General features: G+C 73.9%; 13 protein-coding genes and 1 pseudogene. 3 read left to right on the top strand and 11 right to left on the bottom strand.

The features are described from left to right. Window positions 1-98: 98 nt before the first annotated feature. The 3 genes from ACFQZ6_RS18570 to pdhA are packed head-to-tail and all read right to left on the bottom strand — an operon-like array spanning window position 99 to window position 3684. Window positions 99-1547, bottom strand: a complete 1449-nt coding sequence (locus tag ACFQZ6_RS18570) for a dihydrolipoamide acetyltransferase family protein (protein ID WP_381610499.1) — start codon at window positions 1545-1547, stop codon at window positions 99-101. Continuing rightward, on the bottom strand, window positions 1547-2551 hold the full coding sequence (locus tag ACFQZ6_RS18565; protein ID WP_381610496.1) for an alpha-ketoacid dehydrogenase subunit beta: 1005 nt from the start codon (window positions 2549-2551) through the stop codon (window positions 1547-1549). Before ACFQZ6_RS18565 ends, ACFQZ6_RS18570 begins: the two co-directional genes overlap by 1 nt. Continuing rightward, window positions 2551-3684 carry a pyruvate dehydrogenase (acetyl-transferring) E1 component subunit alpha gene (pdhA, locus tag ACFQZ6_RS18560; protein ID WP_381610493.1) on the bottom strand — a complete coding sequence of 378 codons (1134 nt, stop codon included), beginning with the start codon at window positions 3682-3684 and terminating at the stop codon, window positions 2551-2553. The genes ACFQZ6_RS18565 and pdhA overlap by 1 nt, the downstream gene beginning before the upstream one ends. Before the next feature lie 183 nt (window positions 3685-3867). Between pdhA and ACFQZ6_RS18555 the strand changes: the two genes are divergently transcribed. Next, window positions 3868-4365, top strand: coding sequence for an Lrp/AsnC family transcriptional regulator (locus ACFQZ6_RS18555; RefSeq protein WP_381610491.1), 498 nt, complete (start codon window positions 3868-3870; stop codon window positions 4363-4365). 9 nt (window positions 4366-4374) lie between these two features. Here ACFQZ6_RS18555 and ACFQZ6_RS18550 read toward each other — a convergent pair whose 3' ends face one another. Both ACFQZ6_RS18550 and ACFQZ6_RS18545 read right to left on the bottom strand, forming a co-directional pair. Then, complete coding sequence (locus tag ACFQZ6_RS18550) at window positions 4375-4962, bottom strand: TetR/AcrR family transcriptional regulator (RefSeq protein WP_381610488.1); 588 nt, start codon at window positions 4960-4962, stop codon at window positions 4375-4377. Continuing rightward, window positions 4959-6476 carry a 3-hydroxyacyl-CoA dehydrogenase gene (locus ACFQZ6_RS18545; protein ID WP_381610485.1) on the bottom strand — a complete coding sequence of 506 codons (1518 nt, stop codon included), beginning with the start codon at window positions 6474-6476 and terminating at the stop codon, window positions 4959-4961. Before ACFQZ6_RS18545 ends, ACFQZ6_RS18550 begins: the two co-directional genes overlap by 4 nt. A gap of 180 nt (window positions 6477-6656) precedes the next feature. On the opposite strand from ACFQZ6_RS18545, the gene paaN reads away from it, so the two are divergent. Next, window positions 6657-8348 carry a phenylacetic acid degradation protein PaaN gene (gene paaN / locus ACFQZ6_RS18540; protein ID WP_381610482.1) on the top strand — a complete coding sequence of 564 codons (1692 nt, stop codon included), beginning with the start codon at window positions 6657-6659 and terminating at the stop codon, window positions 8346-8348. A 3-nt stretch (window positions 8349-8351) separates the two neighbouring features. Here paaN and ACFQZ6_RS18535 read toward each other — a convergent pair whose 3' ends face one another. From ACFQZ6_RS18535 to ACFQZ6_RS18525, 3 genes are read right to left on the bottom strand one after another with little or no spacing between them, the layout of a single operon-like run. Further along, entirely contained in the window at window positions 8352-9128 is a 777-nt protein-coding gene (locus tag ACFQZ6_RS18535) for a TrmH family RNA methyltransferase (protein WP_381610479.1), read from the bottom strand. Beyond that, on the bottom strand, window positions 9125-10342 hold the full coding sequence (locus ACFQZ6_RS18530) for an HTTM domain-containing protein (RefSeq protein WP_381610476.1): 1218 nt from the start codon (window positions 10340-10342) through the stop codon (window positions 9125-9127). Before ACFQZ6_RS18530 ends, ACFQZ6_RS18535 begins: the two co-directional genes overlap by 4 nt. Continuing rightward, entirely contained in the window at window positions 10339-11205 is an 867-nt protein-coding gene (locus ACFQZ6_RS18525) for a DUF5819 family protein (protein WP_381610474.1), read from the bottom strand. Before ACFQZ6_RS18525 ends, ACFQZ6_RS18530 begins: the two co-directional genes overlap by 4 nt. 212 nt (window positions 11206-11417) lie before the next feature. Here ACFQZ6_RS18525 and ACFQZ6_RS18520 point away from each other — a divergent pair. Beyond that, window positions 11418-12070, top strand: a pseudogene (locus tag ACFQZ6_RS18520) (acyl-CoA dehydrogenase family protein); the annotation flags it as partial. On the opposite strand, the gene ACFQZ6_RS18515 reads toward ACFQZ6_RS18520, so the two are convergent. The 3 genes from ACFQZ6_RS18515 to ACFQZ6_RS18505 all read right to left on the bottom strand — a co-directional run bounded on the left by ACFQZ6_RS18515 (window position 12067) and on the right by ACFQZ6_RS18505 (window position 14829). Further along, window positions 12067-12396 (bottom strand): rhodanese-like domain-containing protein, encoded by a 330-nt coding sequence (locus tag ACFQZ6_RS18515; protein ID WP_381618427.1) that lies wholly within the window; start codon window positions 12394-12396, stop codon window positions 12067-12069. The pseudogene ACFQZ6_RS18520 and the gene ACFQZ6_RS18515 overlap by 4 nt on opposite strands. Before the next feature lie 65 nt (window positions 12397-12461). After that, entirely contained in the window at window positions 12462-13262 is an 801-nt protein-coding gene (locus tag ACFQZ6_RS18510; RefSeq protein ID WP_381610471.1) for a hypothetical protein, read from the bottom strand. A 52-nt stretch (window positions 13263-13314) separates the two neighbouring features. After that, a complete protein-coding gene (locus ACFQZ6_RS18505) occupies window positions 13315-14829 on the bottom strand; it encodes a DUF2252 domain-containing protein (RefSeq protein ID WP_381610468.1) in 1515 nt (504 codons plus the stop codon). Window positions 14830-14950: the final 121 nt, after the last annotated feature.

The raw sequence follows: 14950 nt of genomic DNA, 5'->3' as shown, positions 1-14950 counted from the left end.
CCCAAGGGGTCGGCCGCGTCCCAGAGGCCGCTCGGGTCACACGGGCCGCCTGCGTTGCGGAGGTCCCCTGAGTCACACGGTGCGCGAGGTCCCCTGAGTCACACGGTGCGCAGCAGCACCGCCGGTTGTTCGACGCAGTCGGCGACGTAGCGCAGGAAGCCGCCCGCCGTGCCGCCGTCGCACACCCGGTGGTCGAAGGTGAGCGAGAGCTGCACCACCTGCCGTACCGCCAGCTCGCCCTCGTGCACCCAGGGCTTGGGCACGATCCGGCCGACGCCGAGCATGGCCGCCTCGGGGTGGTTGATGATCGGCGTGGAGCCGTCGACGCCGAACACGCCGTAGTTGTTCAGCGTGAAGGTGCCGCCGGTCAGCTCGGCGGGGGTCAGCGCCCCGGCGTGGGCCGCCTCGGTCAGCCGGGCGAACTCGGCGGTGAGCGACTCGGCGTCCCGCGTGTGCGCGTCCCGGACGACCGGCACGACCAGCCCGCGTCCGGTCTGCGCCGCGAAGCCCAGGTGGACCCGGTCCAGCCGCACGACCTCCCTGGCCGCCGTGTCCACCGTGGAGTTCAGCTCGGGGAACCGGGCGAGGGCGGCGGTGCAGATCCGGGCCAGCAGCGCGAGGAGGGAGATCTTCGGACCGCCGGAGGCGTTCATCGCGGCGCGGGCCCGCATCAGCTCCGTGGCGTCGGCGTCCACCCAGCAGGTCGCGTCCGGTATCTCACGGCGGCTGCGGGACAGCTTGTCGGCGACGGCGCCACGGACGCCCTTGAGCGGGATACGCGTCTCGCCGGGGGCGGCGGACGCCGGGAGCGGGGCGGGCGCCGAGGGTGCCGGGACCGCTTCCGGACGCGGCTGGGTAGCGGTGGCCGGTCGGCCCTGTGCCGCCGCCGCGCGCAGCGCGTACTCGACGTCGGCGCGCAGGATCAGCCCGTCGGGCCCGGAGCCGGTCAGCTCCCGCAGGTCCAGGCCGTTCTCCCGGGCGAGCCGCCGCACCAGGGGCGAGATCACCGGAACGGGACCGTCCCCGCGGTGGCCGTTGGCCGCTCCCGGGGCGGGCGGGGGAGCCGTGGCCGCGGCGTCGGAGCCGACGGAGGTGTGGGCGGAGGCCCCCGCGGGCGCAGTCGGACGCACCCTCCTCCGGCGCGCCGGAGCGGCCCCGGTGCCGTACCCCACGAGGACGTTGCCCGAGCCCTCGGCCTGGGCCGGACCGGTGTCCGCGCGGGGCGACTCCCCCGCGTCGGTGGCGGTGACCGCCGCGGCCTCCTGGGCGCCGCCCGCCGCCGTGCCGCCGGGGGAGGGCGCCGCGCCCACTGCGACCGTCAGCAGCGGGGCGCCGACGGGCAGCTCGGTGCCCTCCTCGCCGAAGCGGGCGGTGACCACGCCGCCGTAGGGGCAGGGCACCTCGACCATCGCCTTGGCCGTCTCGACCTCGACGACCGGCTGGTCGACCGCGACGACGTCGCCGACCTCGACCAGCCAGCGCACGATCTCCGCCTCGGTGAGCCCCTCGCCCAGGTCGGGGAGCTTGAACTCAAGCACCTGTGCCATCAGCTCTCGGCCTCCCATTGCAGACGCGCCACCGCGTCCAGGATGCGGTCGACGCCGGGCAGGTGGTGCCGCTCCAGCATCGGCGGCGGGTACGGGATGTCGAACCCGGCCACCCGCAGCACCGGCGCCTCCAGGTGGTGGAAGCAGCGCTCCGTGACCCGGGCCGCGATCTCCCCTCCCGGTCCGCCGAACCCGCCCGACTCGTGTACGACGACCGCTCGCCCGGTCCGCCGTACCGAGGCGCAGACCGTCTCGTCGTCGAACGGCACCAGCGAGCGCAGGTCGACGACTTCCAGGTCCCAGCCCTCGGCCCGTGCCGCCTCGGCGGCTTCGAGGCAGACGGGTACGGACGGCCCGTACGTGATGAGCGTGGCGCTCCGGCCGGAGCGCCGCACCACCGCGCGGCCTATCGGTTCAACGGTCGCCGGGTCCTCCGGGTTCCAGGCGTCCTTCGACCAGTACAGCCGCTTGGGCTCCAGGAAGACCACCGGGTCGTCGGAGGCGATCGCGGCGCGCAGCAGGCCGTAGGCGTCCGCGACGGTCGCGGGCGTGACGACATGGAGCCCCGGAGTCGCCATGTAGTACGCCTCGGACGAGTCGCTGTGGTGTTCCACGCCGCCGATGCCGCCGCCGTAGGGGACGCGGACGGTGATCGGCAGCGGCATCGCGCCGCGGGTGCGGTTGCGCATCCGGGAGACGTGGCTGACGAGCTGCTCGAACGCGGGGTAGGCGAAGGCGTCGAACTGCATCTCCACGACCGGCCGCAGCCCGTACATGGCCATGCCGACCGCGGTGCCGAGGATGCCCGCCTCCGCGAGCGGGGTGTCGGTGCAGCGGTCCTCGCCGAACTCCTTGGCGAGCCCGTCGGTGACGCGGAAGACGCCGCCGAGGGTGCCGACGTCCTCCCCGAGGACGTGCACGGCCGGGTCGGCGGCCATGGCGTCGCGCATCGCGCGCGTGAGGGCCTGCGCCATGGTGGCGGGCTTCACGGCGACCGTGGTCATCAGTGCGCCCCTTCCTGTCCCGCGTCCAGTTCGGCGCGCAACTGTGCCTGTTGTTCGCGCAGTTGGGGAGTGAGGTCGGCGTAGACGTGGGCGAACAGGTCCATGGGGTCGAGGGCCGGGTCCTGGTTCATCCGGGCGCGCAGGTCGGCGGCGAGGGTCTCGGCGTCCTCGCGGGCGGCGCGGACGCCGTCCTCGTCGAGGAGGCCGCGCTCGGTCAGCTCGCGCTCCAGCAGCAGGATCGGGTCGTGGTCGCGCCAGGCGGCCACCTCGTCGTCGGCGCGGTAGCGCTTGTCGTCGTCGGCGTTGGTGTGCGCCTCCATGCGGTACGTGACCGCCTCGACGAGGGTGGGGCCGCCCCCCGCGCGCGCGTGTCGTACGGCGTCGCTGAGGACCTCGTGGACGGCGGCGGCGTCGTTGCCGTCGACCAGGCGGCCCGGTATGCCGTACCCGACGGCCTTGTGGGCCAGGGAGGGGGCGGCGGTCTGCTTGGCGAGCGGCACGGAGATCGCGAAGCCGTTGTTCTGCACCAGGAAGACGACCGGGGCCTGCCAGACGGCGGCGAAGTTCAGCGCCTCGTGGAAGTCGCCCTCGCTGGTGCCGCCGTCGCCGACCATGGCCAGCGCGACCACGTCGTCGCCCTTGAGCCGGGCGGCGTGCGCGAGCCCGACGGCGTGCGGGAGCTGGGTGGCGAGCGGCGTGGACAGGGGGGCCACGCGGTGCTCGTACGGGTCGTAGCCGGTGTGCCAGTCGCCGCGCAGCAGGGTGAGCGCCTCGACGGGGTCGACGCCGCGGGCGACGACGGCGAGGGTGTCGCGGTAGCTGGGGAAGAGCCAGTCGCGGTCCTCCAGGGCGAGCGCGGCGGCGACCTCGCAGGCCTCCTGCCCGGTGCTGGAGGGGTAGACGGCGAGGCGGCCCTGCTTGGTGAGCGCGGTGGCCTGCGCGTTGTAGCGGCGCCCGCGCACCAGCGCGGCGTACAGGCGGCGCAGCAGGCCGGGGTCGACCGCGGCGGCGGCGTCGGTGCCGAGGACGCGGTGGGGGGCCGCGTCGGGCAGCAGCGGCGCGGGGTCGGTGCGGGGCTGCCAGGCGGGCGGCGGCGACGGCCGATACGCGCCACGCTGCTCCATGACCGTCATGACGGCACCTCCTTGTGGGAGCGGCTGGAAAGTTGGAAGCGACACGTCGTGTGTGATGCGCCTCACCAACCGATTGTTCGGTCGTCGGCACATTTTGGCTACAGGCGGCCGGGCGCTGTGGACAAACGGTTATCCACAGCCTGTGATGGACGCAGTACGTCCATGGTAGGGAGGCGGGGGGACATGGCATCTGAACAAATGGCCGAGAGGGCGGAGGCCGCCGCTCCGGCGCCGCCGCGGCCCCTGGACGCCGTCGACCAGGACATCCTGCGGATACTCCAGGCGGACGGCCGGGCCTCGATACGGTCGGTCGCGGAGCGGGTGCACGTCTCGCGCGCCAACGCCTACGCGCGGATCAACCGGCTGGTGGAGGACGGCGTGATTCGCGGCTTCGGGGCGCGCGTCGACCACGAACGCGCCGGGCAGGGGACGTCGGCGTACATCACCCTGAAGATCGTCCAGAACTCCTGGCGCACGGTCCGCGAACAGCTCCGCCAGCTCCCGGGCGCGGCGCACATCGCCCTGGTGGGCGGCGACTTCGACGTCCTGCTGCTGGTCCACACCCCGGACAACCGCGCCCTGCGCGAGCTGGTCCTCACCCGCCTCCAGGCGATCCCCGAGGTGCTCAGCACCCGCACGCTGCTCGTCTTCGAGGAGGAGGACCTGGAACCCCAGGCGTGAGCCCGGCGCTCAGCTCCGCCGCAGGCCCCCGAACGCCACCCGCACCACCGCGTCCGCCACCTCGCGCTGGCCCATGCCCCGGCCGTCGGGCCGGTACCACTCGACGATGGAGTTGATCATTCCGAAGACCAGCCGGGTGGCGAGCCGCACCTCCACGTCGTCGCGTATCTCCCCGTCGGCCGCCGCCGCCTTCAGCAGCGCGGCCACCCGGTGGTCGAACTCGCGGCGCCGCTCCAGCGCCCACCGCTCGGTGCCGGTGTTGCCGCGCACCCGCAGCAGCAGCGTCACATAGGGCAGCTCGGCTATCAGCACCTCGACCATGCGCCGTACGACGTGCTCCAGGCGGTCGGCGGCGCTCCCCACGCGCGCGTGCTCCTCGTCGAGGATGGCGAAGAGCCCGTCGAGGGCCCGGCTCACGGCCCGGCGCAGCAGCTCCTCCTTGCCCGCGACGTGGTGGTAGATCGAGGACTTGGAGATCCCGGCCGCCTTGGACAGGTGCTCCATGGAGGTGCCGTCGTAGCCGCGCTCGTTGAAGACCCGTACGGCGACCGTCAGCAGCGTCTCCGGGGTGTACGTGTCCCGCTTGGCCGTGGTCATGAGGTACTGCCCTCCCGCTTGTCGGAGGCGTAGGCGTGCCGGTAGAGCGCCAGCGACGGCGCGTAGCGGCCCGAGGGGTCGCGCAGGTGCAAATCGTCCAGGAGGGCGTACGCCCAGTTGCGGCCGAGGCGGCGGCTCCACTCGAAGGGGCCGAGCGGGTAGTTGACGCCGAGGCGCATCGCGGTGTCGACGTCCTCCTCGGTGGCGACGCCCTTGGCCACGGCGTCGTGCGCGAGGTCGACGATCCGCGCGACCGTGCGGGCCACGATCATGCCGGGCACGTCGCCGATGACGCTGACCTTCTTGCCGAGCGCCTGGAACAGGCCGGTGGCCTCGGTGAGGGTCGTCGAGGAGGTGTCCTGGGAGGCGGACAGGGCGATGCGGGTGGCGCGCCGGTAGTCCAGGGCGAGGTCGAAGTAGACGACGTCGCGGAACTCCACGGACGTCTGCCCGTCCGCGAGCGCGAGCTGGCCGCCGCCGGGCAGCACCAGCCGGGTGCCGTGGTCCTCGTCCTCCTCGCGGACCGGGATGCCCGCCTCGCGGATCAGCGCGAGCAGGTCGGCGGCGGGCCCCAGGTCGCCCTCCACGACGACGTAGGCGGGCGGCCGGGCCGGTTCGGCGGTGTGCGGTTCGGGGCGGTCGGCGCCCTCCGCGTAGTCGTACCAGCCGTGGCCGCTCTTGCGGCCCAGGCGGCCCGACTCGACCAGCCGTTGCTGGGCCAGCGAGGGCGTGAAGCGCACGTCCTGGAAGAAGGACCGCCACACGGAGTGCGTGACGGACTCGTTGACGTCCTGGCCGATCAGGTCGGTCAGTTCGAAGGCGCCCATCTTGAAGCCGCCGCACTCGCGCAGCACCGCGTCGATGGTGGCCGGGTCGGCGCCCTGCGCCTCCAGCACGGCGAACGCCTCCGCGTAGAACGGCCGGGCGATGCGGTTGACGATGAAGCCGGGGGTGTCGGCGCAGGCGACCGGCGTCTTGCCCCAGGCGCGGGCGGTCTCGTACGCGCGCGTGGCCGACGTGACGTCGGTGGCGAACCCGGAGACCACCTCGACCAGCGGCAGCAGCGGCGCCGGGTTGAAGAAGTGCAGGCCCACGAAGCGGCCGGGGTGGCGCAGGGCGCCGCCGATCGCGGTCACCGACAGGGAGGAGGTGTTGGTGGCGAGCAGGCAGTCGTCGTCGACGATGTCCTCCAGCTCCCGGAACAGCTCCTGCTTGACGTCGAGGCGCTCCAGGGCCGCCTCCACGACGAGTGCGGAGTCGGCCAGTTCGGTGAGGCTCTCGGCGGGCAGCAGCCGGGCGCGCGCCGCGTCCCGTTGGGCGCCGGTCAGCCGGTCCTTGGCCACCAGCCGGTCGAGGCGGGCGCCGATGGCGTCGGCCGCCTCGCGGGCCCGGCCGGGCAGGGCGTCGTACAGCCGTACGGGGTGGCCCGCGACCAGCGCGACCTGGGCGATGCCCTGGCCCATGGTGCCGGTTCCGACGACGGCCACGGTGCTGCTGGGGTCGAGTGCTGTCATGGCGCGATCCTCCCGCACGGAGTTATCCACAGATGCGCCGGACCCCCTTGTACCGACCGATCGTTCGGTTACTCTAACTCTGACCGCCCTGTCCCGCCCCCGCTTCGAGCTGCCGCTCTTGCCCTGACCGCCAGGTGAAGGACTCGACGAGGAGTCCCCCAGACGAGGAGTTGGACCCGCATGGCCGCCGAACTCACCGCTGACCAGCTGACCGCCCAGCACCGGCCGACCCTCGACCAGGCGCTGGAAGCGATCCGCACGCGCGCGTACTGGTCCCCGCACCCCGAGCACCCCAAGGCGTACGGCGAGCACGGCAGCCTGGACGCGGGCGCGGGGAAGGCCGCCTTCGACGCCCTGCTGGGCACCCGCCTCGACCTCGGCCAGCCCGGCACCGACGACTGGGTGGGCGGCGAGGTCTCGCCGTACGGCGTCGAGCTGGGCGTGAGCTACCCGCACGCGGACGTCGACGTGCTGCTGCCCGCGATGCGCGCCGGGCAGCCCGCCTGGCGGGACGCGGGCCCTGAGCTGCGCGCACTGGTCTGCGTGGAGATCCTCAAGCGGATCAGCGACCGGACGCACGAGTTCGCGCACGCGGTCATGCACACCTCTGGCCAGGCGTTCATGATGGCGTTCCAGGCGGGCGGCCCGCACGCGCAGGACCGCGGCCTGGAGGCCGTCGCGTACGCCTACGCCGAGCAGGTCCGCACCCCGGGGACCGCCGAGTGGACGAAGCCGCAGGGCAAGCGCGACCCGCTCGCCCTCACGAAGGAGTTCACGCCGGTCCCGCGCGGGATCGCGCTGGTCATCGGCTGCAACACCTTCCCGACGTGGAACGGCTACCCGGGCCTGTTCGCCTCCCTCGCCACCGGCAACGCCGTCCTGGTCAAGCCGCACCCGCGCGCGGTGCTGCCGCTCGCGCTGACCGTCCAGGTGGCGCGGCAGGTCCTCACCGAGGCGGGCTTCGACCCGAACCTGGTCGCGCTGGCCGCCGAGCGGCCCGGCGAGGGCATCGCCAAGACGCTCGCCGTCCGCCCCGAGATCCGGATCATCGACTACACCGGCTCCACGGCGTTCGGTGACTGGCTGGAGACCCACGCCCGCCAGGCGCAGGTCTACACGGAGAAGGCGGGCGTCAACACGGTCGTCGTGGAGTCCACCGGCGACTACAAGGGGATGCTGTCCAACCTGGCGTTCTCCCTGTCGCTCTACAGCGGCCAGATGTGCACCACCCCGCAGAACCTGCTCATCCCGCGCGGCGGCGTCGCCACCGACCAGGGCCACAAGTCGTACGACGACGTGGTGGCCGACCTCGCGCGCGCGGTGGACGGCCTGCTCGGCGACGACGCCCGCGCGAACGCGCTGCTGGGCGCGATCGTCAACCCGGACGTCAAGGCCCGGCTGGAGGCCGCGGCGGGCCTCGGGGAGGTCGCCCTCGCCTCCCGCGAGATCACCAATCCGGAGTTCCCGGAGGCGGTGGTCCGCACCCCGGTGATCGTGAAGCTGGACGGCGCCAAGCCCGACGCCGAGGCCGCCTACATGAGCGAGTGCTTCGGGCCGGTCTCCTTCGCCGTCGCCGTGGACTCGGCCGCCGACGCGCTGGAGCTGCTGCGGCGCACGGTCCGCGAGAAGGGCGCGATGACGGTCGGCGCGTACACCACCGACCCGGACGTCGAGCGCTCCGTGCGGGAGGTCTGCCTGGACGAGGCGGCCCAGTTGTCGCTCAACCTCACCGGCGGGGTGTACGTCAACCAGACCGCCGCCTTCTCCGACTTCCACGGCTCCGGCGGCAACCCGGCGGCCAACTCCGCGCTGTGCGACGGCGCGTTCGTGGCCAACCGCTTCCGGGTGGTGGAGGTGCGCCGGGAGGCGTGACGCTCACGCGCCCCCAGGGACTCCGGTGGCCGTGAGGCTCCAGTGGTAGAGCGTCATGGCCACGCTGGTCGCGAGGTTGTAGCTGGAGACCTGGGGGCGCATCGGCAGCGCCACAAGCTGGTCGGCACGCGCGCGTAGCTCGCCGGAGAGCCCGCTGCGCTCAGAGCCGAAGGCGAGCAGCGCGTCGTCGGGCAGCTTCAGACCGCGGATGTCCGCACCCTCGGGATCGAGGGCGTAGAGCGGCCCCGGCGGCAGCTCGGTGACGTCCAGCCGCTCCACCGCGGTCGCGAAGTGCAGCCCGGCCCCGCCGCGCACCACCGTGGGGTGCCAGGGGTCGAGGGTGCCGGTGGTGACCACTCCGGTCACCCCGAACCCGGCGGCCAGCCGGATCACCGCGCCCGCGTTGCCCAGGTTGCGCGGGTTGTCGAGGACCACGACGGGCGCCTCCCGCGCGGCCCGCCCGAGGACCCGCAGCCGCTCCTCGCGGGCGGGCCGTACGGCGAGGGCGGCCACGGCGGTGGGGTGCGGACGCGGCACCAGGGCGGCGTACGCCGACGGCGTCACCTCGGTCAGCAGCGCCTCCAGCGCCGACCGCACGTCCGGGGCCAGCTCGTCGGCGAGGGCCAGCGCCGCGTGCCGGTCGGCGGTGACCGCCACCGGGACCGCGGCGCCGAAGCGCAGGGCGTGCTTGAGGGCGTGGAAGCCGTCGAGGAGCACGGAGGCGCTGGCGAGCCGCTGCCAGAGCGCCGTCGTCTCCGCAGGGCTCCGGGGGTCGTTCATGCCGGGAAGCCTACGTGGCTGCGCTCGGTGTCCTCGGGGGCGGGCGGCGCGGGCGCTGGCGTATCCCGGCCGCCGCGCGAGAGCAGCCCCTCACGCGCGCGTGCCGCCAGGCCGCCGACCCGGCGCAGGAACGACGTCGGCAGGAAGACCGCGTCCGCCGCGATCATCGCCAGCGAGAAGAACGGCAGCCCGAGCACCACGGCGATCACCGAGTGCTCAAGGATCATGAAGGCGAGCAGCACGTTCTTGGCCCGCCGGTGCAGCAGCGTGAACGGGAAGGCGACCTGCACGATGACGGTCCCGTAGGTCACCAGCATGACCATCGTGCCGTTGCTGGAGAGCAGGTCGGCCAGCGCGGGCCAGGGCGAGAAGTAGTCCAGGTGCAGCGGGTAGTGCACGGCGGTGCCGTCCTGCCAGCGCGAGCCCTGGATCTTGTACCAGCCCGCGGTCGCGTAGATCAGACACGCCTCCGCCATGATCACGAGGAGCGCGGCGTTGTGCAGCACGTTCGCGAGCACGTCCAGCGCGATGCGCGGCTCCGCGGTCCGCGCGCGCCGCGCCACGGCCCACCACAGCGCCTGCGCCGCCCAGACGCCCCACAGCAGCGCCGGGATCAGCCCGTCGGAGTCGAACATTCGTCCGGACCCGGTCGCCACGGCCAGCGCCAGCCCGGAAACGCCCCACAGCACCGGCCCCGTACGGTCCACGACCCGCTCGCCACGCGCGCGTGCCGCCCGCCCGAGCCGCTCCCGCCGGGCGTCGAGGGACCACACCCGGCCGCACCGTGTGAACACCAGGTAGATCGACATCAGGTGCACGACGTTGTCGCCGCCGTCCCCCATGAAGACGCTGCGGTTCTGCAGGGAGAGCACCCCGACCATGAAGAGCACGGACGCGGTGCGGGTGCGCCAGCCGAGCAGCAGCGACAGGCTCGACAGCGCCGCGAGCGCGTAGCCGGTCTCGAACCAGAGCCGGGCGTCCGACCACATCAGCACCGTGAAGGACCCGTTCAGCCCGGTCAACTGCTGTCCGAGGTCCCAGCCCCACGGACCGTCCGGCCCGTACAGCTCATGCCGGTGCGGGTACTCGCACAGCAGGAACAGCAGCCAGGTCGCGGCGAAGCCGATGCGTATCACGGCGGTCTGGTACGGTCCGAGCGCCGACTCGGTGACCCGGGCGATGCCCCCGGAGACCGCCAGGGCGACGCGGTTCACCCGATGCCTCCCTCGGCCTCGGCGCGCGGCACCGGCCACCACGGCAGTTCCCGGTGGACGGGCCGCAGGGAGACCTGTTCGTCGCTCCAGTCGGGCGGCGCGACGTTGGTGGTGCTGGTGCGCACCTGCACCCGCTCCAGGACGCCGCCCGGCCCGATCGCGCCCGCGCGGTCGAGGCGCATCACGACGATGCGCCGCAGGTACGCCTCGCTCATCGCGCCGCGCTGGCCCGAGGGACGGTTCTCGGCGTCGTGCGCGCCCGCGTAGAAGTCCCACGCGCGGCGCAGCTCGTTCTGGACGGTGTGGCTGGGCAGCAGGTTGCCGTCGATGGCCCGACCGTCCTGCGCGGCCAGGTCGTACCAGCCGGTGATCCGCGAACCGCCGTCCGGCGTCCGCACCTGCGCCCGCGCGAGCACGGAGACGTTCTGCTGCAACGGGTTCGGCGCGAACAGCTTCCAGTTCTGCTCGAACTCCGGGTAGACCCAGTTCTCGACCGCCTCGCCGTGCTGCTTGGTGACCGTGTTCGACGGGGCGACGTGCAGGAACACCATCCCCAGGTGCACACAGACGACCACCGCGACGACGGCGAGCACCAGCGCGACCCCCACCTGGTAGGGCAGCCGCAGCGCGGCCACCCCGGTGCGGGGCGGGTCCGGGGCGTACGGGGCGGGCGGATCTCCCACGACGTCCAGCGTGCTCACGGCGGACGGATCGTCTACGAGGTCCAGGGCGCCCACGGCGGCGGACGACTCGTCGGCGAGTGGGCTGTCGGGGGCGGGTGGGCCGTCGGCGGCGGAGGTGGTGTCGGCGGGTGGGCCGTTCACGCCGTCGCCGTGCGCGTCCGCTGCGCCGTACGCGTCCATTCCGCCCCGTTTCCCGATCCAGGTCCGTCCTCAGGTCACCTCGCCCGCGCCCGCCCGTGTTCGGCGCTCGCACGGGAACGGTACTCAGGCCGACCGGCCCGGCACAGCCCCATCGGCTGAGCCGCGCACCACATACGCGGAGGCAAGCGGTTGCCCACGGGCGGGCCCCGCCGGACCACCGCACGCCGGGTCACGGCGGTGGACACCTTACGGCGGCGCGCTGGGCCTTCGCCGACGTCGCCCCCGACGCGGTGCCCGGCCCCGCGGTCACCGCGGGCCCCGTCGCCGAGGGGTACGACCACGCGCTGTGGGCCCGGCTGGCCGACGCCGACCTGCTGGGGCTGCCGCGGGACCCCGAGTACGGCGGGGCCGGTCTTGACGCCGTGGCGCTCTGTCTGGTGCTGCGCGAGTCGGCGCGGGTGCTGGCCCGGGTGCCGCTGCTGGAGCCCGCGCGCCTCCCCGAGGACCGGGTGCGCCCGTTGGCCACCTTCCAGGCCGTCGCCGTCCAGGCCGCCGACCGCCACGTGGACCTGCAGGCGAGGGAGGCCACCCTGTGGCAGGCCGCCTGGCGCATCGCTCCAACGTGGCGGCCCAGGGCGCGCTGCCCGCCGCCGCGGACGTCGCCGTGGCGAAGATCTGGGCCGCGGACGGCGTACGACGGGTCGTACAGACCGCGCGGCACCCGCACGGCGGCTTCGGCGCCGACGTCGAGCACCCGCCGCACCGCTACCACGCCTGGGCCAAGCACCTGGAACTCTCCCTCGGCCCGGCCCCCGCCCATGAGGAGACCCTGGGCGACCTGCTGGCGACCCACCCACTGAGCTGGGCCTCCCGGTTCGGCCCACGCGGACCAGCGGACCGCTAGAGGACGAACCCGGGCTCGCCCTTGTCATCCACGACCGGGCGGCCCGCGGCCTCCCACACCTGCATCCCGCCGTCCACGTTCACCGCGTCGATGCCCTGCTGCGCCAGATACATCGTGACCTGCGCCGAACGCCCGCCCGAGCGGCAGATCACATGGATCCGGCCGTCCTGCGGCGCGGCCTCGGTCAGCTCCCCGAACCGGCCCACGAACTCACTGATCGGGATGTGCAGCGCCCCCGCGGCATGACCCGCCCGCCACTCGTCGTCCTCCCGGACGTCCAGCAGGAAGTCGCCGTCCTTGAGGTCCGTGACCTGGACCGTGGGCACACCAGCTCCGAAGTTCATGCCGCCGACGCTACCCGACACCGCGCCGAGCCCACCGCCGCGGCGACTCAGCCCTGCCCGAGCAGCTCCGCCAGCTCGGCCTCCCGGCCCTGGACCTCCACCAGCAACTGCTCGGCGATCTCCTCCAGGAGCCGGTCGGGATCGTCGGGGGCGAGCCGCAGCATCGAGCCGATCGCGCCCTCCTCCAGCGTCCGCGCCACCTCCGTGAGCAGCTCCTTGCGCTCGGCCAGCCACTCCAGCCGGGCGTACAGCTCCTCGCTGGCGCTGGGCCCCTGCTCCTGGGGCGCCGGACCGGCCGCCCACTCCTCGGCCAGCTCCCGCAGCAGCGCCTCCTCGCCGCGGGCGTAGGCGGCGTTCACGCGCGTGATGAACTCCTCACGCCGCTTGCGCTCACCCTCCTCCTGCGCCAGGTCGGGATGGGCCTTGCGGGCCAGCTCGCGGTAGAGCCTGCGCGCCTCGTCGCTGGGGCGGACCCGCTGCGGGGGCCGCACCGGCTGGTCGGTGAGCATCGCCGCGGCCTCCGGGAACAGGCCGCCGCCGTCCATCCAGCCGTGGAACAGCTCCTCCACGTCCGGCATCGGCATCACCCGCGCCCGCAGCTCCTCCGCCTTGCGGCGGTCCTCCGGGTCGCCGCTGCGCTCGGCACGGGCCTCGGCGATCTGCGCGTCCAGCTCCTCCAGGCGCGCGTACATCGGGCCGAGCCGCTGGTGGTGCAGCCGGGAGAAGTTGTCGACCTCGATCCGGAAGGTCTCCACGGCGATCTCGTACTCGATCAGTGCCTGTTCGGCCGCCCGCACGGCCCGCTCAAGCCGCTCCTCGGGCCGCGACTGCTCAGCTTCCGGGGTCATCACCCGACCAGCCTAGGCCCTGTCCGCCGCACCGGCCCCGCAGCACCCCTCCTCACACCCCCAGCTCCGCGGGCACCCGCCCCACGCGCACCCCCGCCAGCAGGGCGGCGTGGTCGGCCTCCGTGCGGTCGGCGTAGGCCAGCGCGAAGGCGGATATCGCCTCGTCCAGCTCCTCGTTCTTGCCGCAGTACCCCGAGACCAGCCGGGGGTCGACGCTGTGCGAGTGGGCACGGGCCAGCAGGGCGCCGGTCATCCGCGCGTAGTCGTCCATCTGGTCGGCGGAGAGCGCGGTGGGGTCGACACTGCCCTTGCGGTTGCGGAACTGACGGACCTGGAAGGGCCGCCCCTCGACCGTCGTCCAGCCCAGCAATATGTCGCTGACGACCTGCATCCGCTTCTGCCCGAGCACCACCCGGCGCCCCTCGTGCTCCGCCCGCGGCGGCTCGAAACCGGCCGTCACCAGGTGCGGGACCAGCGCGGAGGCGCGGGCCTCCTTCACCTGGAGGACCAGCGGCTCCCCGCGGTGATCGAGGAGCAGCACCACGTAGGACCGGGTGCCGACACTGCCGGTGCCGACGACGCGGAACGCCACGTCGTGCACCGAGTGCCGGGCCAGCAGCGGCAGCCGGTCCTCCGACAGCGTCGTCAGGTACTCCTCCAGGGACGCCGCGACCGCCGCCGCCTCCGCGTCCGGTATCCGCCGCAGCACCGGTGGCGCGTCCACGAACCGGCGCCCGCCGTCCTCGGTCGGCTCCGTCGACTTCGCCGCGAACCGCCCGCTGGTGTTGGCCCGCGCCTTCTCCGAGACCCGCTCCAGGGTGCCGAGCAGGTCGTGCGCGTCCGTGTGGGAGACCAGCTCCTCGTCCGCGATCGCGTTCCACGCGTCCAGCACCGGCAGCTTGGCCAGCAGCCGCATGGTGCGCCGGTACGCGCCCGCCGCGTCGTGGGCCGCGGCCCGGCAGATGTCCTCGTCGGCCCCGGCCTCCCGGCCCGCGAGCACCAGCGAGGTGGCGAGCCGCTTGAGGTCCCACTCCCAGGGCCCGGTCACCGTCTCGTCGAAGTCGTTGAGGTCGATCACCAGGCGCCCGCGCGCGTCGCCGTACAGACCGAAGTTCGCCGCGTGCGCGTCACCGCAGATCTGCGCGCTGATCCGGGTCATCGGCGTCCGCGCCAGGTCGTACGCCATCAGCCCCGCCGCGCCGCGCAGGAAGGCGAACGGCGTGGCGGCCATCCGCCCCACCCGGATCGGGGTGAGTCCGGGGATCCGGCCGCGGTTGGACTCCTCGACCGCGGTCACCGCGTCGGGCCGCGCCGCGTGCAGGTCGAGCGTGGCGTGGGCGCTCCTCGGGATCCGCTCCCGCAGCGCCTTCCCGGCCTCCTTCGGCGACGGCGTGGCCGCCCGCTCGGCCGCGCCACGGGGCCGCCACTCGGCGAACCCCCGCACCCGCGGCAACCGCCCCGGCCCACCCGAGCCCACGCCCCGCCCACCAGCGTCCGTCACAGCGACCGCCTCCCCCACGTTTCCCCGCGCCCACGTGCCCGAACGCGCGCTCGCACGCCCGAACATCAACTCGTGCCGACCGTACAGCCACCGGCCCGACCCCCGTCAGCCCCTGTGGATAACTCCCCGCCTGTGGAAAACCCCGCCCACTCCGGCGGCCGACCCCACGGCCCACACCACCGGCCCA

The sequence above is a fragment of the Streptomyces flavalbus genome, from assembly GCF_042674625.1.
GTDB lineage: Bacteria > Actinomycetota > Actinomycetes > Streptomycetales > Streptomycetaceae > Streptomyces > Streptomyces flavalbus.
Note: the sequence above shows the minus strand (reverse complement) of the source record. Positions and strands in the feature narration are given on the sequence as shown.